This is a genomic window from bacterium (assembly GCA_030693205.1).
Lineage (GTDB): Bacteria > Patescibacteriota > Minisyncoccia > JAHIHE01 > JAHIHE01 > JAHILZ01.
In genome coordinates this window covers 14,490-35,632 of record JAUYBG010000011.1, presented here as the reverse complement: position 1 = coordinate 35,632, position 21,143 = coordinate 14,490, and the positions used below count along the sequence as shown (strand labels likewise).

Genomic DNA, 21,143 nt, shown 5'->3' with positions numbered 1-21,143 from the left:
GGCAATATCTTGGATATCGAAAACCTTAAAGGGGATTTACTTTGTTATTAAACTGTAAAAAGCCAATCCCAAAAAGGCAGTGGCTAAGATTATAGTAAGAGTGAATATTGTTTTTTCCGCTCCGCGCTTGGTGAAGTAGAAATTTCCTTCGCCGCCGAAAGTCGAGCCAAGCCCGACTCCGCGCGCCTGAAGGAGGATCAATATGATAAGCAATACAGAGACGCCTATTTGCGATGTTTCTATTATTTGCGGTAGAGTCATAGCGATTATTTTTTGTAAATTAAAGAATATATTAGATTAGCGAACCCCAGAAGGATCGTTGCCCAGAAAAGCGCCGGAATTCCAGTGATCGTCAGATCAGGAGTGGAACGATCGACTATATAGATGATGATCATGTTGATTACTACCGTGAAAAGTCCAAGAGTCAGAAGAATAAGCGGTCCGAACAATAATTTTAAAACGGGCTTTAAGAAGAAATTCACTATTGTTAAAAGGAAAGAGACCCATAAAAGTGAAATTGTATCTCCGGTAAATTCAAATCCCGGTATCAGTTTAAAATAGACAGCCGCTTTTATCGCAATCGCGTTTATTAATATTTGATAAATAAAACGCATAAGTAATATTTTGTAATATTTATTAAATTTAACCCGCTTCGCCAAAACTTCAGCGAGGCGAGCAATAACAAAGGCTTTTGTTTAAGCCATAAAACTATATTAACACAAGAGAGGGGGTTTGTCAACCGATTTTTAAGGATTTTCCATTATTTTAATAAAAAGATTGCGGGGGTTTTTGTTTCTAATTGGTCTGAATGGAAAAGAAATACGTGCGCTCTTGATTAATTATTCATTATAGTCTATAATAAAGCGATTAAAATGCCAGCGCTAATGATTCCAATTGAATATAAAAACAAAATTTATTTATGAAACAAAAACTTTCTAACGCTTCCAGGCAAGTGATAAAAATCCAGGGAGCTCGCACGCATAATTTAAAAAATATTTCTCTCGACATTCCGCGGAATCAATTGGTGGTTCTTACCGGACTTTCCGGGAGCGGAAAATCATCGCTGGCTTTCGATACGATCTACGCCGAGGCGCAGAGGCGGTATCTCGAGAATCTATCCGGAGAATTCGGGAAAATAGCGAGCAATAAAAATTCGGCGGAAGTGGACGAGATCCAGGGCTTGAGCCCCGCCATTGCCATTGATCAGAAAAATTGCATCCGGACTTCGCGCTCAACCGTGGGCACGATGACGGAGATCTATGATTATTTGCGGCTGCTTTTTACGAGAGCCGGAGTGCAGCATTGCCCGGGTTGCGGCAAGGCGCTTACGAAGCACACCCCTTTGGAAATCTATAATGAAATAATTAAAACTAAAGCTCGCGGCCGCGCCAAGCTTTTTATTTTTGCTCCGCTGGGATCGAAACCGGCCTTAAAATTATTGAACGAGGCGAAATCGGAAGGATTTTTTAAGATCAAGACCAGCGGGGGGATCATTCCTGTAAATGAATTTTTGCCAAAGATCAAGAACAATAAAGAAAAAGTCTATTTGCTGATCGAAGAAATAATCGAAGGCAGTGTTTTTGAATCTTTTAATGAAAAAACCCGCCTTAGAGACGTGATCAGCTCGGTTTTGAAATACGGGAAAGACAGTTTGGTGGTAAGCGCCGGCGGGAAAGAAAAACAATACGGCATAAAGTTTTATTGTGAAGACTGCGATTTTACAATGGAAAATTTATCGCCGCGGATGTTTTCTTTCAATTATCCTTCGGGGGCTTGCTCCACTTGCACCGGCTTGGGAATGGTTTTAAAAGTTTCAGCGGACCTGATCATTCCCAATTCCAAATTGACGCTCGCGGAAGGGGCGATCAAACCGTGGAGAAGTTCGTGGAATTCCTGGCAAAACGATTTTCAAGCGCTGAAAGAAGCTTCGGAAAGATTGAATTTTTCGGTTGATGTTCCCTTGGCTCGCTTAACGAAAGAAGTGCTGGATCTGGTGCTCTATGGAGAGAAAAAAAAGAACGGTGAAAGTTCTTCGTCAAAAGCAAAGTCAGAGGAAGAAGCGTGGCGCGGAGTCGTTCCGTTGATCGAAGCTAAGTATCACGAAACAGCCTCGGAATTCATAAAAGCGGAAATCGAGCAATATATGGTGAAACGGATTTGTCCCGATTGCCAAGGCAAGAGATTGAATAAAACAGTTTTGGCGGTAAAGATAAATGGTAAATCAATCAATGATTTTGTTCAAATGCCGATCGAGAAGCTATACGGCTATTTTAAGAATGAATTTTCCGGAAGTTTTTCAAGCGTCGAGAAAAAGGCAAAAACTTCCAATAAGACTAAAGGAGGAGAAACTAAAACGAGCGATCAGGTCATTGCTCCGATCTTGAAAGAAATAGTTTTACGCACGAAAATAATTACCCAGATAAATTTGGGCTATCTGATGCTCTCCCGCGCTTCCGATACTTTGAGCGCCGGCGAGAGCGAGAGGCTAAGGCTTTCGGCTCAGATAGGAGCGTCTTTGTCCGGCATCCTTTATGTTTTTGATGAGCCGTCGATCGGGCTCCATCCGCGCGATAACGAGAAAATTATCAAGATGCTGATCAGGCTTCGCGATCTGGGGAATTCGGTGCTGGTGGTGGAGCACGAAGAGGCTTTTATCAGGGCAGCTGACTGGATCGTCGATATCGGGCTGGGCGCGGGAAAAATCGGAGGCAATATCATGGCCAGCGGCACGTTGAAAGAAGTGACCAAAAGCAAAGGCTATACCGGGCAATATTTATCCGGAAAACTGCTGATTCATCGCGCCAGGAAGCCGGTTGGCAGAATTGATAAGAAAAATTCTTTATGTATTTTTGGCGCTACGGAATTCAATTTGAAAAATATTGATATCGTGATTCCCTTGGGAAAATTGGTTTGCTTTACAGGCGTTTCCGGTTCGGGCAAAAGCACGCTCATCGATGATATTTTGGGCAAATATTTAAGCAAGTATTTTTATAACGCCAAAGCCGAGATTGGGCAGCATAAAAAAATTACCGGCGTGGAAAATCTGAAAAAAGTCATCCGCATCAATCAGAACCCGATCGGCCGGACTCCGCGTTCGAACGCCGCCACTTATACCGGATTATTCAACCGGATCAGGGAAATTTTTACTGAGCTTCCCGAAGCCAAAAGGCTGGGCTACAAGATCGGCCATTTCAGTTTTAATGTCAAAGGCGGGCGCTGCGAGAGCTGCAAGGGCGACGGCGTAAAAAAAGTGGAAATGTATTTCTTGTCCGATGTCTATGTGCCGTGCGAGGATTGCAATGGCGCGAGGTATACGGAAGACACTTTGAGGATAAAATATAAAGGCAAAAATATTGCCGAGGTTTTGGAAATGTCGGTGGATGAGGCGCTGAGCTTTTTTGCCGAAGACGGAATACTGGTCAATCAGCTTTCTTTGCTTGAAAAAGTGGGCTTGGGATATTTGCGGCTCGGCCAGCCGGCGACGCATTTGTCCGGAGGCGAAGCTCAGAGGATCAAATTGGCTTCCGAGCTGTCGCGTCCGGAGAAGCAAGGAACCACGCTTTACATTATGGACGAGCCGACGGTCGGTTTGCATCCGGAAGATGTGCGGAACTTGCTCAATGTTTTGAGCCAGCTCGTGGATCGCGGGAACACCGTACTTTTGATCGAGCACAATATGGATATTATCAAGAACGCCGACTGGGTCATTGATATGGGGCCGGAAGGCGGAGACAAGGGCGGCGAAGTGGTGGCCCAAGGTACGCCGGAGCAAGTGGCGAAAGTAAAGCGGAGCTATACCGGGCAATTCTTGAAGAAAGTTTTGGCGAAATAATTTTCAATTAGTAAATTTTAAAAAATGTCAAGCCAAAATCGGCAAGGTTCAATATCCAATTTTGAGCGTTCAATCTTCGCCACGATCGCTTATTACGATTATTTTAATTATCCGCTGACGGCAGGGGAGATTTATCAGTATTTGATAAAGCCATACCCGCAATGTCATCCCGAATTTATTTCGGGATCTATAAAAGCCGAAAAGCGAGACGATAAGATCCTGAAACAAGTTCAGGATGACACAGAACAAATCAAGAACGATAATTTGAAAATTCAGGATGACAATGGGAAACTATCATTTTCGGAAATCATAGAAATTTTAGACAACAGCACGATCTTAAAAAAAACAATCGAACAAAAAAACGGATTTTATTTTTTGCGCGGGCGGAAAGAGATGATCAAGCAAAGAATTCAAAGCAAGAAATTAACCGACCAAAAATTTAAAAGATCAAAATGGATCTTAAAATTTATTTCTTATCTTCCGTTCATCCGCCTGATAATGATCAGCGGTTCAACAGCCATCGGAAATCCGCAAAAAGAATCGGATATTGATCTCTTGATCGTCGCGAAATACGGAAGAATCTGGACGGCGCGCGCGGCGCTGACTTTTTTTACGCTTTTATTCGGCGTGTATCGGCATACCGGCAAGACGGAAAACCGGCTTTGCCTCAATCATTATATTACCGACAGATCACTGGGCATAGATTTCGGCAATCTTTATAAAGCAGAGGAATATTTGAATCTTCTGCCCTTGTCGGGAGACCTCAATCTTTACAAAAAGTTTTTTAAGGAAAATTCCTGGATAAAAAATTATACGTATTCTTCCTCGGGAAGCTTGGAAAAGAATTTGCGCACGATTCCTTTGAAAGGCGTATCGCTTAAAATCAAACATTTTTTTGAGTTTTTACTTTCCGGATTTGTCGGCGATCGTTTTGAAAAATATTTTAAAAAATTACAAGTTTATTTTATCGAAAAAAATCCTTTGACTGGCAGTCCGAAAGCGCGCATCCGGTACAATGACAGCAATTTGGTCTTTCATCCGGTCTTAGTCGAGCCGGAAGTTATCGGGAAGTGGAAAGAAAAAATGGCGAAATTTGAGTGATATATTCCGTTGATTTTATGGTCAGATTGAGGTAAAATTTGATAGATAATTTTAATTAAATAGGTTTTAATACGATTTATAACAAAATTATGTCAGACATTAAAGATTTAACGGGAAAAATCATTAAATTTCGAGACGAAAGAGACTGGAAACAGTTTCATAAGCCCAAAGACCTGGCAATTTCACTTGTTTTGGAAGCTTCGGAAGTTTTGGAGCATTTTCAATGGAAAAATGAAAAAGAAATTGAAGAATATATAAAAATAAATAAAGACGAAATCGGAGATGAGATTGCCGATGTTTTTATTTATTTAATGGATATTGCGCATGGCTTGGATATTGATATAAAAAAAGCGGTGGAGGATAAACTTATAAAAAACGGGAAAAAGTATCCGGTTGAAAAAGCAAAAGGGAAGCATACAAAATATAATAAATTGTAAAATTTTATAAAAAAACAATCAGTTAAAAAAGTAGCAAATTCCAATAATAAATTTATAAAAACTATAATATGAAACTGAATAAATGTATAATTAAAACAAAAGAAGGTGAAATTGAAGTAGAGGTTGCGCGCTTTAGCAAGGTAGATGCAAAAACTTTTAAAAAACTTTTTGATATTTGGGTTAAGCTGAATGATGGGCTTGGTAAATATGGCAGAAAAGTTAATATTCCCGAGGTTTTGTCTGAGGGGATGTTCTGTGTATTTTCTAATTCTGTGAGATTTCAAAGAAAATTGAAAGGCAAGGGCTCTGTTTCATTTGATACGATTAATTTAGAAACAGGCGAGAGAGAGCAGATTAAGGCTAGCAGTATAGAGGCAGACTTAACTTCTTTTGGTCCAAAAAGCGAATGGGATAAGCTTTATTTTATGAGTTTTTATAAAAAAGAGAAATTGGATGGAACTTTTGACGTATATGAAATTCCCAACAAATTAATCTATAAAAATAAGGTAAATCACGGGCAAACAATGGAACTTCAGCAAAAAGAAAAAAGACGGCCAAGGTTTAGTATAATCAATGATATAATTAAACCTTATAGAATTAAGCCAATAGGAAAAAACATTAAAATTTGGTAGTTACATCATGGCACTCATCATCTGTTTTGCCACAGCTTCAATAACCGGAACGCTTACTGAATTTCCAAATTGTTTATATAATGCAGAGTCGGCAATCTGCGGTAATTTATAATTTTTAGGAAAACCTTGAATGCGCGCGCATTCAAGAGGAGTTAGCTTTCGAATGCCTTTTTTGTCTTTTATAATTGGAACATTATGCCCCCCCGTACCCATATTTGCGGTTAGTGTTGGGCAAACCCCGCTTTTATTTTCTCGTACATATTGTCTGCGCCATTGGTAAACTTTTCCATATTCTTTTATATAATCCTTTAGTTTCGCGAATAGCGGCTTGCCGTTGTAGTAGTATTTTTCCGGAACACTTTTTTCTAACAAATCAGTAATCTTTTTTGTTAGTTTGATTGGATCTGGAAATAAAAAATTATCAGTATAATCTTTATTTTTGAACCCTACAATGTAAACTCTTTCTCGATTTTGAGGGATATTGCCGTATTCCATGCTATTCAGCACCCTTGCTTTTACATAGTAGCCCAAGTTTTTCAGTATTTTTTCAATAGTTTTGAAGGTATTTCCGCCGTCGTGGCTCTTTAGATTTTTTACATTTTCAAGCAAGAAACCTTCAGGCCTCCTCGCTTCTATGATTTTTACGATATCAAAAAACAGATTTCCTCTATTTTTTTTATCGTTAAATCCTTGTCTATATCCTGCAATAGAAAAAGGCTGGCAAGGGAAACCGCCTAACAGAAAATCGAATTTTGGCAAATCATTAATTCCAATTTTTCTTATATCTTCGACTACAAGTTTTGATGTTAGAAAGTTTAAATCATAAGTAATCTTGCATTGTTCATCGAAGTCATTCGCAAAAACAGTATTGAATCCAGCTTTTTCAAAACCTAGGCGTATTCCGCCGACCCCAGCAAAAAGATCTAGCGTTTTGAATCCATGCCGAGTTTTTTTTACAGTTTTCTTTTCTGGTTCGCCGGAAACATTGTTTATTACCTGAACGACAACGCCTCTTACTTCGACCTCAGTTCTATAAAGGGGTAGCATGTTTGGGTTTCTAGGCTCAAGACGGAACCTGTTCCGTTCTCTGTAAAGTTTTTTAAGCGTTGCTTCGTTGTTATCTATAATAGCAACGACAGTTTGGCCATTTTCTGCAGAAGATTGTTTTTTAATTATCACAGTATCGCCATTGAAAATTCCTTCGTTAATCATGCTATCGCCAACTACGCGAAGAGCGTAGTAATTTTTCGGATTTTTGATAGCTGGATTCAATACAGATATATTTTCTTGAAAATCTTCAATAGCTTCAATTGGTTTTCCTGCAGCTATTTTCCCGATTATTGGAATATTAATAATTATTCTTTCCTCTTTTCTTAAAGTTATACCCCGAGCAGAATTATCATTTTTCGAAAGATAGCCTTTTTCTTTCAGCGTATTTATATGTTCATGTATCGTTGATACTGCTTTGAGCTTTAACTTTTTTCTTATTTCTTCTATTGTAGGAGAAATTCCATTTTCTGTTTGATAGGCGCTAATGAAATCAAAGACTTGTTTTTGTTTTTTTGTTAGAGTTTGCATATTGTAATAAAAATTAGTTTGTGCTACAATTTAATTATAACCGAAAATAAACCGAAAATCAAGGCAGTTATCCACATGTTTTAAAATACGGTATGGACACTTTTACTAAGAAAAAGAGAAGCGAGGTAATGTCTAAAATCCGTTCTAAGAATACGGGGATTGAAAAAATAATTTTCAGGGAGCTCAGAAAAAGAAAAATTTATTTTCAGAGATATTATTCAAAAGCGATTGGCCACCCGGATATAGCGTTGCCAAAAAAGAAAAAAGCAGTATTTGTTGATGGTGATTTTTGGCACGGCTGGCGATTTGCAAAAACAAGAAAAAGGCTTCCAAAAAAATACTGGCAAGCAAAAATTGAAAATAATATTAAGCGCGACAAGAAAAACAGGGCAAAACTAAAAAGGGAAGGCTGGAAAGTTTTGAGAGTTTGGGAGCATGAGATTGAAAAAGATCTAAATTTGGTTATAAAAAAGATTATCTATTTTTTATCAAATTAAAAATATGACAAATAAAAATTAAAGTTGTTTTAATAAAAAATATTAAAGCAAAATCTATATATGAAAGACAATATAATCGGATTAACTGTAGGTATAAAATATGCAAAATCTTTTCGTATACCCGATATAGCCGGAGATATTATTGATAATATTCTTTATAGTGACAAAACGCCGTTTGGAGCAGATTTTTTTCCTGAAATGCAGGAAAACTCGCGTCGTGAAAAAACATTATACAATTCTGTTACTGAAGAATATTTGAGAATCAACACAGATGACTTGATACTTGGAATCGTAGTAAATAAAAATTTTGAAAAAAAGTATGCCTGGATACGAGATGATATTTTTAATTATTTTAAAAATGTTTTATTTAAAGAGTATCAATTAAAAAATATAAAAAGAATAGGGATTATTTTTTCTCATAAAATTGGAAAAAACAAAAACCTTGATCAGGCGGTGAATCTTTTAACTGAAAACAAAATAAACGATACAGAAAATATCAATATTTCGTTTTCAAAAAAAGACTCTGTTGTAGAAGCGTTGTATCGGAAAGGGGTAAGTGATTATAAAAATGCAATATACAATTTTATTGAAATAAAAGAAGCGACGCTCGCTAGCCTTGATTATCAATATTATTATGATCCGGCGCCGGAAGATTTACGAGAATGTTTTACAGAAAAAGTTTTTGACGATGCAAAGAGTTTCTTGGAAAAAAATTACTATTCTTGGTTAAATAATTATGAAGCAAAAAAAGATAAATAGGCTAATTCATGCCGGTAAAACTCTTTACGAAAAAGACGCTTACGGGAGATTTTTATTATCAAAATTCGCTTTAAACAAAACAGAAGAAGATCCTATTGATCTAAAGAAAACAGATTCGTCGTCTTTTGAAGACAAAGAAATAGAAAAACCCCGATTTCAAAAAAAATCAGCATTGTTAAGCGTTAAAGATTTTTTATACGATAATTGGATAATAGCCTTAATAAGCGGAGTGATTTTTCTTGTTATTGGAGGATATATTTCAGTTTATCGCGAGCAAGGCGTTCAAGGGGAAAAAATTATGACCATTGAGAAAAATATTGATACGATAAATAAACAATATAATGATAATCAAAATAATTGGAACGACCTTGATAAGCGATTTGAAGTTTTTAGAGCAGAAGTTTCCAAAGAAATAGAATTTATTAAAAAGAAGTTAAAATTGTAGCAATTTACAACTTCACATTTGTATAGAACTGTGCAATTTTGTTTCTTATGCGGATTGTCTTGACAACAACCGCCGGTCTGTTAATATAATAGATGTCCATTAACAAACAGATATTAAATAATCAGTGTTTTTGGTTAGACTTAATGATTACAGTTTAGCCATTTTTAATCTTTTAATTTATAAAAATATGATGAATATCAAACCATTGGGAGATAGGGTGGTGCTGGAGCAAATTTCTCCGGAAGAGACCACAAAATCGGGAATTATTCTGCCCGGCACAGTAGAGAAAGAAAAACCTGAACAGGGCAAGGTTGTTGCCGTGGGTACAGGGCGCTTGTTAAAAGATGGAACGCGCGCGAAAATGGAAGTAAAAGTGGGCGACAAGGTGCTTTTTTCCCGCTATTCGCCGACCGAAGTGAAAATTGAAGGAAAAGAATATTTGGTTGTCAAAGAAGAAGACTTGCTTGCGATCTTAGTGTAATAATAAATTAATAAATTTAAATTTATGGCAAAACAAATAAAATTTGGCGATGAAGCCAGGTCCAAGATAAAAGCCGGTATTGATAAATTAGCCGATGCCGTCAAAGTGACTTTGGGGCCCAAAGGCCGCAATGTGGTGCTCGACAAAAGCTACGGAACCCCGACCATTACCAATGATGGAGTTTCTATTGCGAAAGAGATTGACCTCGAAGACAAATTCGAAAATATCGGCGCGCAGCTGGTAAAAGAAGTCGCTTCCAAAACCAATGATGTGGCTGGCGATGGCACGACTACCGCCACTCTTTTGGCGCAAGCAATCATTAATGAAGGAATGAAATTCGTATCAATGGGAGTGAATCCGGTAGGGCTTCGGCATGGGATTGAAGCGGCAACTCAAGCAGCGGTTGAAGAATTGGGAAAAATGAAAAAGAAAATTTCCACTGAAGCGGAAATGGAACAAGTCGCGACGATCTCGGCGGAGGATGCGGTTATTGGCAAAAAAATCGCGCAAGTGATCAAGGAAGTCGGTCATGAAGCGCCGATCACCGTCGAAGAATCCCAGACATTCGGCATTGAGACAAAAGTAGTGGAAGGCATGCAGTTTGACAAAGGATATATTTCTCCATATATGATCACTAATGCTGAGAAAATGGAAGCCGAGTATAGAGATCCTTTAATCTTGATCACTGACAAGAAAATCTCCGCCGTTAGCGATATTTTGCCGTTATTGGAAAAAATTGCCAAATCAGGCAAAAAAGAATTGGTAATTATTGCCGATGAAATTGACGGCGAAGCGCTGGCCACTTTGGTGGTGAATAAATTAAGAGGAACATTTAATACGCTCGCGATAAAAGCTCCCGGGTTTGGCGATCGGAGAAAAGAAATGCTGGCTGATATCGCGGTCCTTACTCGCGGCACGGTGATTACGGAAGATCTGGGATTGAAGCTTGAAAATGCGGGCTTGAACGAGCTTGGCAGCGCGGCAAAAATAATCGCGACCAAAGACAATACGATCATTGTCGGCGGCAAAGGCGGCAAAGCGGAAATTGACAAAAGAATTTCCCAGATCAAAACCGAGATCGCCCAAAACACCTCCAGCTTTGATAAAGAGAAATTGCAAGAGCGCCTGGCGAAGCTTACCGGCGGAGTCGCGGTGATCAAAGTGGGAGCGGCGACTGAAGCCGAACTGACTTATAAAAAACATAAAGTTGAAGATGCTTTGGCGGCGACAAAAGCGGCCGTGGCGGAAGGAATTGTTTCCGGCGGAGGAACCGCATTGTTAAAAGCAAGCGTTGCGGTTCGTGATAGATTTTCTAAAAATAAAGTCAATGTTCCGAGCCAAGACATAGCGGTTGAATTCAATGCCGGCTTCAATATTTTATTAAGAGCGCTAGAGGAGCCATTGAGACAAATTGTGCAAAATGCCGGCAAAGAAGAAGGTCCTGTAATTGCCGACGCTATCAAGAAATCAAAACTACAAAATGATGGCTATAATGCTATTACCAATAAAATTGTACCTGATATGATCGCGGCTGGAATTATTGACCCCGTGAAAGTAACCAGAACGGCTCTTGAAAATGCCGCGTCGATGGCGGCGATGTTCCTGACCACCGAAGCGGTGGTGACCGATATTCCCGAGAAGAATCCGCCAGCTGGCGGACCGATGGGCGGTATGGGTGGAATGGGCGGTATGGGAATGGGGATGTAAAATGAAATGACAAATGACCCGCCTTCGCATCAAAGCTTCGGCGAGGCAAGCAAATTTCCAATGACAAAAATTTAAGACAAAGAAAGGCGGGGGAATTTTCCTCGCTTTTTGTTTTGCGCGAAAAATTTTGACTATTAGCGGCTTAAATGATAAACTGAAATTACTAAGTAAATAAATTTTATAAAATGAATAAAATAAATTATTTTTTAGTTTCTGTAATTATTGTCTTTCTTATTAGTAATATCTTTTTGTATTCTAATTTAAGCAAGCAAAATTTAGGTATTAAAAAAGATATTTCAGATTTAAAACAAGAGCAAATCAACCAAAATGAAAACGTAGAAAATCTACAAAATTTGGTGACTTTTAATTGGAAAGAATATCGAAATGATAAATTTGGTTTTAGTTTTAAGTATCCGGAATATGTGAATGTATGCGACGATACCTTAAAATCTCAAGATGTTATAAAAGCAGAATTAAATCTAAACATCCGCACGGGTTATAATGGCATACCTGATACTTGCGATACACGAGATAACCCATCAACACATATTACAGTTAAAAAAAATACTGAAAATTACAAAACAGCCGAAGAAGCATTTTATAAAGAACTTTCAACGGATTATACGTCCCCGGATTCTTTTTATAACAAAGAACTTCAAGAAGTATACTCATCTCTCGTTAAAAACAATTTTACTTATTTTAAAATCAGCGGACTTGACGCTTACGGAGGAAGGGTTGTTTTTTCAAAATCTACTTCCAGTTCGGGCATTACTCTGATGGAAAATTATAAAGTTGTTATTTTAAAGAATGATCATGTTATTAAATTTAGCACGGATAATTATCTTCGTGTGGATGGTAAAAATCGACAATTCGGCAACAAACCAGTATTTGATATTATTATTTCTTCTTTTCATCTTAATACTTATTAGTTTTAAAAATAAAAGAGGGCAGTTTAAAAATAATCTGCCCTTTACATTTGTGTTGTTTAATCCTTATGAAGGATAGTGGTTGCTGTAGTAATTATTGTTGTAGTAATTCACATTTGTGAATACCTTATATCCTTTATTTCTTAGTGTTGGAATTGTTGTAATTTTGTGCGAAATAGCTTCGCTTATTCCAACGCCATTTGATTCTATCACACCCACATTGTCTCCGCTCCTGGAAACTACGATGGCTATATGTTGCGAGGTCGAGTCCGCAGGTTTGAATATTATATCCCCGGGCCATGGTCTATCGTTAGTCATTTCTGTGGCATATGGATAAATATCATATGACCACGAATTAAATTTACCCGCCGTTCTATCAGCTTCCGATCTGTATAGAAGCAGATTTACAAAGAACAAACATTGCCCTCCTCTGCCTATACTATTATTGAAACCGTATTTGACCCAGCCATCTATTATTGGTGTTGTCTCTCCTGCATAATAGACTCCTCCCAATTCGTTGATTGTTCGAGTCTGTGCTGGCCTGTCAAAATCCATAAAGTTCCACTTACCCAGTTGTTGTGTCGTTCCTGGGAAAGCATTAACATCGCCCATTACGGCAAAGTATGCTTCACGAATTATCGCCTCTCGGTCATAGTAACTACCGCTTGGAGGTATTCTTGCTTCCACTGGCGCTATTGCGGCAAACATTGCCACTATCAGCAGTCCAATGACTGCTAAACTCATTTTCCTCATTTCTAATCACTTCTTGATTTATTTTCGTTTTTTGTTTTTCTGCGTTCAATTTCCCCAGTCTTCTTTGCGCTTTTTGCGCTTTTTTTATTTTAGTGTGCTACATTTTTAAATTTCCTCCAATGCTGGTAATATTACCATAAAAAAAAAAGCCATCGTCAACGTCTAAATTGGGGATAAGTTTTTTATTGCCATAAAATAAATTTTTTTGACAAGCGGACAGCAAAGCTATAAGATAAGATTAATAATATTTTACTGATTAATATAAAAGAAATGTTATTTCCCATAAGAATAAATAAATATTTAGCCGATAAGAAGATCGCGAGCCGCCGGGAAGCCGACGAGCTGATCAGGCAAGGAAAAGTAAAAGTGAATGGCCAAAAAGCCGAGCTGGGAGCAATGGTGCGCGAGGGCGACAGGGTGGAAGTGGGCGGAAAAATGAAAGAGCTGGTCTATATCGCTTTTAATAAGCCGGAAGGAATAATCACGCACAGTCCGCAAAAAGGCGAAACGAGCATCGCCGATATTTTAAAACTCAAATACAAAGTTTTTCCTTTGGGCAGGCTGGATAAGGATTCAAGGGGCTTGATCATGCTTACCAATGACGGCCGGATCACGGATAAATTATTGAACCCGATTGAACGCCACGAAAAAGAATACGAGGTTAGGGTCAATAAGCCGGTTAGCCGGGATTTTATCAGCCGAATGGAGCAAGGGGTAAAACTGGATGACGGCTATGTCACGCAAAAATGCGTTTTGAAAAAATTGGATAAATTTTCTTTTTCCATAATTTTGACCGAGGGCAAAAAAAGGCAGATCAGGCGGATGTGTGCGGCGCTGGAATACGAGGTCTTGGATCTCAACAGAGTCAGGATTATGAATATCAAGCTGGGCGAACTAAAAAGCGGGGGTTATTGGATACTTGTGGGCAAAGAGCGGGAAGAGTTTTTGGCAAAAATGGGGTTGTAAAAAAGATATTTTGATCAGTAAAACTCGCCAATTATTTTTGATTGCATGGGTTTCACCAAATGCACTCAAAAACGAATTGGCTTGCTTTTAATATGCACTTTTCTTTAATCCAAAACCTCAGTTTTTAAAACCGGCATTGCCACGTATCGAATGGTACGTGGTTCGGAATCTACCCGGATCACGTTAAAACGCAAGCGGCCGAGAATTTAATAAGGCCAAGTTTGACAAAAAGCAATATCTATTTATACTATACGTAGTTCTGTTGTTTCAAAATAGAAATCGAAAAGAACAGGAGGAAAATAATGAAAAGAAAAATATATCTGGCCGGAGGGCTTTTTAACGCCGGAGAACGACTTCACCAGTTGCTCCTTGAAAAATATTTGAAAGTATTGGGTTACGAAGTAATACTCCCTCAAAGAGAGGCGCTTAAAGCGTTTGATGGAAAAAGCTTCAATACCAAAGCTATAGCTGAAAGTTGCAGGATTGCTTGTTCAAGCCCTCAAAATATTTTTGTCGGTAATGCTGACGGACCTGATTCCGATAGCGGTACTTGCGTTGAATATGGAATGGCTATTACATCTATCGGTAAAGCTATCATTTATCGTACAGATTTTCGAACTGAGCTGGAAAAGGAACTCGGTATAAACGCGATGCTTAGAGGTAATGGAACGACTTTAATCTATTTGCCGTGTTTTTTTACCAAGCTTGATCAAGTCGGCGTTTATTATAGAGAATTAGCTAAAAAAATCCACGAAGCAATTTTAAACCTTTAGTTTTTAAACCGCATAATATAAACATGCGGCTTTTTTTGTTTTTTTTATTGCCTTGGCGAATATGTTTAATCCAAAACCTCAGTTTTTAAGGCCGGTTCGGTATTCGCTTGGATCACATTAAAACGCAAACGGCCGATGAGTTTGTGGTCGGATGTTTCCACGTTTACGCGCCATTCGCCGGGGGCGATATTTTTTTATATTCCAATGAGATATTTAATTTTCATGTTATCGTTGACAAATTAGCAAAGATGCACTAATCTACATAGGTTCACTTAAATAAAAAGTGATAAAAGGGAGCGTAATGCACATTACAATTAAAAATCAAAAAATGGGGAATCTAATAGGTTTCTTTCGTATCGACACGGGAATAAAAGATAAAATAAGGACAAAGTGATAATTAATGACAAGAAAAAGATTTGAACAAACTGTAAAATCAACAACAGCGGAAGAAATCATAAAATTTGCAGGATTAGCGATATTAATTCTGATTGCCACAAGCTTTTCCGCTCAAGCAGCATTGTATCCCGAAGCAAAAGCAATCGTGCTCTCGGAAGACAGTAATATCGCGGTAACTTTTGAAGGATCAGACGCCGGATATAATAATTTGTTCGGCTTGTATGACCCAGCTTATCGAGAATTATTCTGGGGGCATTCAACAATTCCAGGAACAAAGATTGATATTGGGACATTCTCGAAGTACACTGAGCTGGTTTTCTTCATAAAAAGTCCGGACGGCACTTTCTTAAGCGGACCAGCATCAAGAAATCCTGATAATACGGTGCATGCGGCCATTACCGACATAAATTCCCAAACATTGAGAATGGGATTTGAAGATATGTGGAATGGCGGAGATCGCGATTATAATGATATTACGGCTTTAGTAACCGGCAATCTCTATCTTATTCCTTCAAATCCGTCAAAGCCGGATTTTATTATTATGCCGGGAGATATTACTTTCAGCAATAATAATCCTACCGAAGGAGATATTATAGAAATTCAGGCGAGCATTCGTAATTTCGGCAGTTCTGTAAGTTCCGATGTAACTTTGGATTTTTACGATGGTAATCCTGACACTGGCAGCGAGCTCATACTTTCGTCGGTGATACACGGAATCAATAAAGAGGAAAATGTAGTTAAATCCATTGCGTGGGACACAGCCGGAGAAGTTGGTATACATAATATATATGTAAAAATTGATCCGGATAATCTAATCGATGAATCCAAAGAGGATAACAATAAAGCAAGCCAGAAAATTACCATTGAATCAACTCCTGACAAACCATCCGAATTAAGCCAATTCAAATCCGACGGAACCACTGTAATAACTACAGGTTATACGACAAACGTAAGAACCGTTGTATTTAAAGGTGCAATAAGTGATTCAGACAAAGATCAAGTGAAGCTGCAAATAGAACTGAGACGGCTGGATGAATACGGAGGGCAATTCGATGAAACCCAATCGGGAATAAAAGAAAGTATTCTTGTTCCAAGCGGGAGTGAAGTTGCTATCACAGTAAATGACTTGATAGATGCTGATTACCACTGGCGAGCAAGAGCAGTAGATGTAAATGGAAACAAAGGTCCATGGCAAGAGTTTGGAGGAAACGATATCTTAGCAGCTGACTTCGTGATTTATATGCCAGCGGCATTAATACCAGTCTTGCAATGGCCACTTAAAGAGAAGTCATATGTTAACGGTTTTGCGTTTGGTGATGATTGGATAGTTGAAAGTAAAAAAGGTTTAAAAGATTCAAAATGCGGTTCAGATTGGAAAAGTCATACAGGCGTAGACTTAAACGCGAAGCTCGGCGATGATGTCCTTGTTTCCTATGATGGCGTTGTTAAAGTAGTTTATAATGCCGGACTCGGATGGGCCGAAGGTATTGTAATTGAGCATACCGCTCCCGACAACAGTAAATTTACGACGACCTATATACATGTCAATGCTCTCGTAAAGGAAAAAGCCAAAGTAGCCAAAAAAGATAAAATTGCAACAATAGCGGATATTGATGGTTCGGATCATCTCCACTTTGGAGTTAGGAATAGCGGATACAGTAAATATGCCCAAAGAGGAGCTCTTCCCAAAAATAATCTGTATAAAGAACCAGGCAATCATTGCAAAACAGATCCTATATTTTCGGAGGAATATTTCATAGATCCGATGAAATTAAACTACGAATACAATTAAAGGAAAAACAAATCAATAATGCCCTATAGGAAGCAGGAGGATATTCTATAAGCTAAAAACAGTAAAATCTCTAAAATACAAAAATAAATCCCTGTCAAAAACTTGGCAGGGAATTTTTATCATTTTAAAGTCCACCATTACTTTGAGAGTCTAAATGTGGAAAGGGTTTTGATAACATTTGAATATGAATCGTCGGATGAAATAATCTCAAATATTAAATTATCGGTATTTAAAATAAAATGTAACGGTTCCGGACCGCCTTCTCCGCCCGTATAATCATAACTTTTCCATTCCATATTATCTATAGTAATTGTTTTAACTTCATCATTTTTTTTATAAACTTCTGAATTGTCAAAAAAATTTTGCATTTCTCGAGGCTGATTTTTATCAATTATATACAAAGAATAAAATATATCAGTATCAGTCTGGTTTTGTTTTAAAAAACTTACACCAAAAGGATTTTTTATAATCCCCATGTTAAAATTTTCAGCAACTGTCGTATCTTCCGGGTATTTTATTTCAAACCCATATTTTTCATTTGTATAAGTCTTCCACTCGGAAATATCAATACTCGGTGTTGGGGTCAATGCCGGACTTATTGATGGTACTATTGCAGTACTGGGAGTAGGTTTTACCGCTATCGGCGGGTTTTTTTTAAGCATAATAAAATAATATGTTATTACACCTAGGGCAACCAAAACCATTATACCTAAAATTACTTTTGTAGATACTATTTTATCATTAATCATAATATGTTTATTTTTTTATATTAAAATACTACCATAAAACACATTATTTAACAAGAACAATAAACAATTATTACTATCGGAACAAAATATTAAATCATAGAATTAAAAAAACAGGAGGAAATAAAAAATAAAGAATAAATCGAGTCAAATCAAATTAAGTCAAAATATTAAAAACGACCGGAGTTTTTCAAGACTTCGGATTTTTTTTGCTTGAAATGTCAAAAACATTTCATTTAGTCCAAAACCTCACTTTTTAAGGCCGGTTCGGAATCTACTCGGATCACGTTAAAACGCAAGCGGCCGATGACCTTGTGATCAGCGGTCTCCACATTCACGCGCCATTCGCCGAGCGCGATATTTTTTATAAAGGAATAAGTTTTATATCCTTCCTCGCGCCCGCCCGTGGTGACAAGATCAACTTTGTAAAATGTAGTCCACTGACCGGAAACGTCATCATATTTTTACCATAGATTATAATTGACAATAGTCTGTATATCTGATATATTAAAATATCTGATTTTGAGGAGTTGTACCCTAAAAACCTATGAAAAGTCGGATTAATGGAGAAAAGAACAAAAAAAGGAGGAAAGAAAATGTTTGACAGAGAAAGCTACGATATAATAGAAAAAATGCTGGCGAACGGATTGATCAGTAAATGGGAATTTGAAATTATTAAAAGGGTAAGCAGTGTGGACAATGCCCGAGAAATAATTTTAGGAATAATAAACCGGCAAACGACTGCGGTGCGGCAGTACTACAGTCATCAATCTAGTCTTACGAGGCTCATTGCAGACACCGGCAGAGTAAGAAAGATTGTCGGGATCAAAAAATGTAAAGACATAAAAAGAGTGCTTGCGGCCTGGGAAAGCCTGATAAATGAAACTGTTTATCCCGGAGAAAAAGAGGTAAGCATTGTTTTTGGCGAAAAAAACTATTACATGATTACGGGGTTTCTTAACTCGTACGGAATTCAGCAGGAGGAAGACAGGTTGACCATAAGGCCAAGAATAAAAAATATATTTATCCCGGAAGGATTATCGGATGAAATTCCCGATAATGTAATGCATTTTTTGCACGGAATTTCCGAGGCAAAAATTGTTTTCAGTCCGGAAGAATTTGTCGAAGAAGCGCTTAATACGACTGTGCTTTTCGGGGATATCAACCCTAAAAACGAAGAAGCCGTTAAGCTGCTTTGCGACCTTTTGGCGCGCGGGATTTTTACAATAGTTGACGAAGCTGCAAAACCGCAACTTGATTTCCTGATCACTTTAAAAAAAGCGATAGACGAAAGTCCGGTAGCGGATGGCGCGGGGGTAATTTGTTTTGACGGAGAGGTTTACGCGGAACCATTTAATCCGGATACTTTAATAGAAAATAAGGCACAACTATCAAACAGAGGACCTGCGGCGTGTCGGGGGGGAACGCTGGAAAACGCGATAAGAAGTATTTTTCCGGGAGGAAGAATCTTGAAATTGGGGTAATAATTTACCCATATCATATTGCGGGAATTGACTGCTGAACAGTTAAGACCCGTATTTTTTTTGGCCAAATTATGATCGTTGGCGCCGTATCTCTTGACCAAAATAAAAACCTGTTATAAAATTGATACAGTAACTACAAATCGTAGTTTATTATATTAACGAATTTAATAAACGCGGTTTTTCTTTTTCGATAATTATGATAAAAGTAGAAAGCTTGGTCAAAAAATACGGGGAAGTGGCGGCGCTCAATGGCGTTTCTTTTGAAATGAAAGAAGGCGAAGTTGTCGGAATTCTCGGGCCGAACGGCGCGGGCAAGACCACTCTTTTGAGGATTTTAGTCACTTTTCTTAAAGCGGATGACGGAGAGGTTTTGATCGATGGCTTGGATATAAGCGATTTCACCAATCACGAGAATATCAAAAGCAAGATCGGGTATCTTCCCGAACACGCTCCACTCTATGAGGATTTGACCGTAAGGGAATATTTGGAATTCGTCGGCAAGATGCAGGGCATTCCGGAGAACGATCTGGATGAAAGGATCTTGTATGTATTAAAAAAATGCGGGCTCAAGGAAAAGAAAAATTCCGAGATTTCCACTCTTTCCAAAGGCTATCGCCAGCGCACGGGGATCGCCCAGGCCTTGATCCACGATCCGAAAATCGTGATCCTGGACGAGCCGACTACGGGACTTGATCCCAATCAAAGGATCGAGATCAGGGATCTGATCAAAGAAATAGGCAAGTCAAAAACCGTAATACTTTCGAGCCATGTGTTGAGCGAGGTTCAGGCGACTTGCTCCAGGGTTTTGATCATCAATAAAGGGCGCATTGTGGCTGATGGCACGCCGGAAGATCTGATAAAAGAGGAAAAAGGAAAAACGATCATTAATATTGAAGTGGAAAAAATAACCCCTGAACTCATTGCCAAGCTTAAATCTCTCAACGGGGTTAAAAAAGTAAAGTCCGAAGGAAATAAAATAGTTGTTGAGACAAGCGTGGAAAATGATATCAGGAAAGATGTTGCGAGCCTGGTAGTCGGGGAAGGAGCCGGCCTTTTGGATTTCGTGCGCAAACAAACGGATCTCGAAGATGTGTTTATCAATCTAACCAAAAATTAATGAGCAGGGTTCTTACTTTGGTAAAAAAAGAGCTGAATTCTTATTTCATATCGCCTCTGGGTTATGTGGTGATCTCGGTATTTTTGGTTATCAGCGGATGGCTTTTTATTCAGACTTTTTTTCTTAGCGCGCAGGCCTCGATGAGGGAATTTTTTGACCTGTTGCCGGTTATTTTTATGTTTTTCTTGCCGGCCTCGACAATGGCGGCGTGGTCCGAGGAAAAGCGAAGCGGTACGATCGAAGTGCTGACCACTTTTCCGGTAAAAAGTTCCGAGTTGGTTCTGGCTAAATTTGTTTCAAGCTTTATTTTTCTCGCGGTAATGGTTTTGTTGACAGTAGCGATCCCAATGATGGTTTCTAGCTTGGGAACGCCGGACAAGGGAGTGATCTTTGCCGGTTATATCGGCTCGCTTTTGCTCGGGGCTTCTTATATCGCGGTGGGGCTTTGGGTTTCTTCCATAACCAAGAATCAGATCGTGTCTTTCATCCTTGCCGTGGTGATCATTTTCGGATTTTACATCGTCGGCAATTCTTTTATAATCGGTTCGCTGCCGATTGCGATCGCGAGCGTGGCAAAGTTTTTAAGTTTTAGCGCGCATTTCAATTCAATTTTGCGCGGCGTGATCTCTCTCGGGGACGTGGTTTATTATTTATCGGTCATCGCTTTCTTTTTATTCCTGAATGCCAGGGTAATTAGCTTAAGAAATTGGAAATAATCCAG

At 38.5% G+C, this 21,143-nt stretch carries 21 protein-coding genes; 16 read left to right on the top strand and 5 right to left on the bottom strand.

Going from position 1 to position 21,143, the window contains the following annotated elements:
* Window positions 1–36: 36 nt before the first annotated feature.
* Window positions 37–261, bottom strand: a complete 225-nt coding sequence (gene secG, locus Q8N37_03035; GenBank protein ID MDP3057468.1) for a preprotein translocase subunit SecG — start codon at window positions 259–261, stop codon at window positions 37–39.
* A gap of 5 nt (window positions 262–266) precedes the next feature.
* Window positions 267–614: a phage holin family protein gene (locus Q8N37_03030; GenBank protein ID MDP3057467.1), complete on the bottom strand. Its 348-nt coding sequence runs from the start codon at window positions 612–614 to the stop codon at window positions 267–269.
* 305 nt (window positions 615–919) lie between these two features.
* Between Q8N37_03030 and uvrA the strand changes: the two genes are divergently transcribed.
* From uvrA to Q8N37_03010, 4 genes are all read left to right on the top strand, one after another.
* Window positions 920–3,832: an excinuclease ABC subunit UvrA gene (uvrA, locus tag Q8N37_03025; protein MDP3057466.1), complete on the top strand. Its 2,913-nt coding sequence runs from the start codon at window positions 920–922 to the stop codon at window positions 3,830–3,832.
* 24 nt (window positions 3,833–3,856) lie between these two features.
* The gene (locus Q8N37_03020; GenBank protein MDP3057465.1) at window positions 3,857–4,933 is read left to right on the top strand and encodes a hypothetical protein; all 1,077 of its coding nucleotides are present in this window, start codon (window positions 3,857–3,859) and stop codon (window positions 4,931–4,933) included.
* A gap of 98 nt (window positions 4,934–5,031) precedes the next feature.
* Complete coding sequence (locus Q8N37_03015; GenBank protein ID MDP3057464.1) at window positions 5,032–5,370, top strand: nucleotide pyrophosphohydrolase; 339 nt, start codon at window positions 5,032–5,034, stop codon at window positions 5,368–5,370.
* Between the two features lie 68 nt (window positions 5,371–5,438).
* Entirely contained in the window at window positions 5,439–6,002 is a 564-nt protein-coding gene (locus Q8N37_03010) for a Bsp6I family type II restriction endonuclease (GenBank protein MDP3057463.1), read from the top strand.
* Here the strand turns inward: Q8N37_03010 and lexA are convergent, their stop codons facing one another.
* Complete coding sequence (gene lexA / locus Q8N37_03005; GenBank protein ID MDP3057462.1) at window positions 6,003–7,580, bottom strand: transcriptional repressor LexA; 1,578 nt, start codon at window positions 7,578–7,580, stop codon at window positions 6,003–6,005.
* Between the two features lie 92 nt (window positions 7,581–7,672).
* Here lexA and Q8N37_03000 point away from each other — a divergent pair, with 92 nt between their 5' ends.
* The 6 genes from Q8N37_03000 (at window position 7,673) to Q8N37_02975 (ending at window position 12,398) form a co-directional block, all read left to right on the top strand.
* A complete protein-coding gene (locus Q8N37_03000; protein ID MDP3057461.1) occupies window positions 7,673–8,077 on the top strand; it encodes a very short patch repair endonuclease in 405 nt (134 codons plus the stop codon).
* Window positions 8,078–8,137: 60 nt separating this feature from the next.
* A complete protein-coding gene (locus Q8N37_02995) occupies window positions 8,138–8,836 on the top strand; it encodes a hypothetical protein (protein ID MDP3057460.1) in 699 nt (232 codons plus the stop codon).
* A complete protein-coding gene (locus Q8N37_02990; GenBank protein ID MDP3057459.1) occupies window positions 8,814–9,281 on the top strand; it encodes a hypothetical protein in 468 nt (155 codons plus the stop codon). Before Q8N37_02995 ends, Q8N37_02990 begins: the two co-directional genes overlap by 23 nt.
* A 190-nt stretch (window positions 9,282–9,471) precedes the next feature.
* Window positions 9,472–9,762, top strand: a complete 291-nt coding sequence (groES, locus tag Q8N37_02985) for a co-chaperone GroES (protein MDP3057458.1) — start codon at window positions 9,472–9,474, stop codon at window positions 9,760–9,762.
* Between the two features lie 24 nt (window positions 9,763–9,786).
* A complete protein-coding gene (gene groL, locus Q8N37_02980) occupies window positions 9,787–11,469 on the top strand; it encodes a chaperonin GroEL (protein MDP3057457.1) in 1,683 nt (560 codons plus the stop codon).
* 185 nt (window positions 11,470–11,654) lie between these two features.
* On the top strand, window positions 11,655–12,398 hold the full coding sequence (locus tag Q8N37_02975) for a hypothetical protein (GenBank protein MDP3057456.1): 744 nt from the start codon (window positions 11,655–11,657) through the stop codon (window positions 12,396–12,398).
* A gap of 63 nt (window positions 12,399–12,461) precedes the next feature.
* On the opposite strand, the gene Q8N37_02970 is transcribed toward Q8N37_02975, so the two are convergent.
* Complete coding sequence (locus Q8N37_02970; protein MDP3057455.1) at window positions 12,462–13,139, bottom strand: CHAP domain-containing protein; 678 nt, start codon at window positions 13,137–13,139, stop codon at window positions 12,462–12,464.
* Between the two features lie 279 nt (window positions 13,140–13,418).
* Here Q8N37_02970 and Q8N37_02965 point away from each other — a divergent pair, with 279 nt between their 5' ends.
* From Q8N37_02965 to Q8N37_02955, 3 genes are all read left to right on the top strand, one after another.
* Entirely contained in the window at window positions 13,419–14,114 is a 696-nt protein-coding gene (locus Q8N37_02965; protein ID MDP3057454.1) for a pseudouridine synthase, read from the top strand.
* Between the two features lie 302 nt (window positions 14,115–14,416).
* Entirely contained in the window at window positions 14,417–14,887 is a 471-nt protein-coding gene (locus Q8N37_02960; GenBank protein MDP3057453.1) for a nucleoside 2-deoxyribosyltransferase, read from the top strand.
* A gap of 400 nt (window positions 14,888–15,287) precedes the next feature.
* Window positions 15,288–17,075: a CARDB domain-containing protein gene (locus Q8N37_02955; protein ID MDP3057452.1), complete on the top strand. Its 1,788-nt coding sequence runs from the start codon at window positions 15,288–15,290 to the stop codon at window positions 17,073–17,075.
* Between the two features lie 137 nt (window positions 17,076–17,212).
* On the opposite strand, the gene Q8N37_02950 is transcribed toward Q8N37_02955, so the two are convergent.
* On the bottom strand, window positions 17,213–17,824 hold the full coding sequence (locus tag Q8N37_02950; protein ID MDP3057451.1) for a hypothetical protein: 612 nt from the start codon (window positions 17,822–17,824) through the stop codon (window positions 17,213–17,215).
* A gap of 560 nt (window positions 17,825–18,384) precedes the next feature.
* Between Q8N37_02950 and Q8N37_02945 the strand changes: the two genes are divergently transcribed.
* The 3 genes from Q8N37_02945 (at window position 18,385) to Q8N37_02935 (ending at window position 21,138) form a co-directional block, all read left to right on the top strand.
* Window positions 18,385–19,305: a hypothetical protein gene (locus Q8N37_02945; GenBank protein MDP3057450.1), complete on the top strand. Its 921-nt coding sequence runs from the start codon at window positions 18,385–18,387 to the stop codon at window positions 19,303–19,305.
* Window positions 19,306–19,501: 196 nt separating this feature from the next.
* Window positions 19,502–20,422: an ATP-binding cassette domain-containing protein gene (locus Q8N37_02940; protein ID MDP3057449.1), complete on the top strand. Its 921-nt coding sequence runs from the start codon at window positions 19,502–19,504 to the stop codon at window positions 20,420–20,422.
* Window positions 20,422–21,138 carry an ABC transporter permease gene (locus Q8N37_02935; protein MDP3057448.1) on the top strand — a complete coding sequence of 239 codons (717 nt, stop codon included), beginning with the start codon at window positions 20,422–20,424 and terminating at the stop codon, window positions 21,136–21,138. Before Q8N37_02940 ends, Q8N37_02935 begins: the two co-directional genes overlap by 1 nt.
* The last annotated feature ends 5 nt before the right edge of the window (window positions 21,139–21,143 follow it).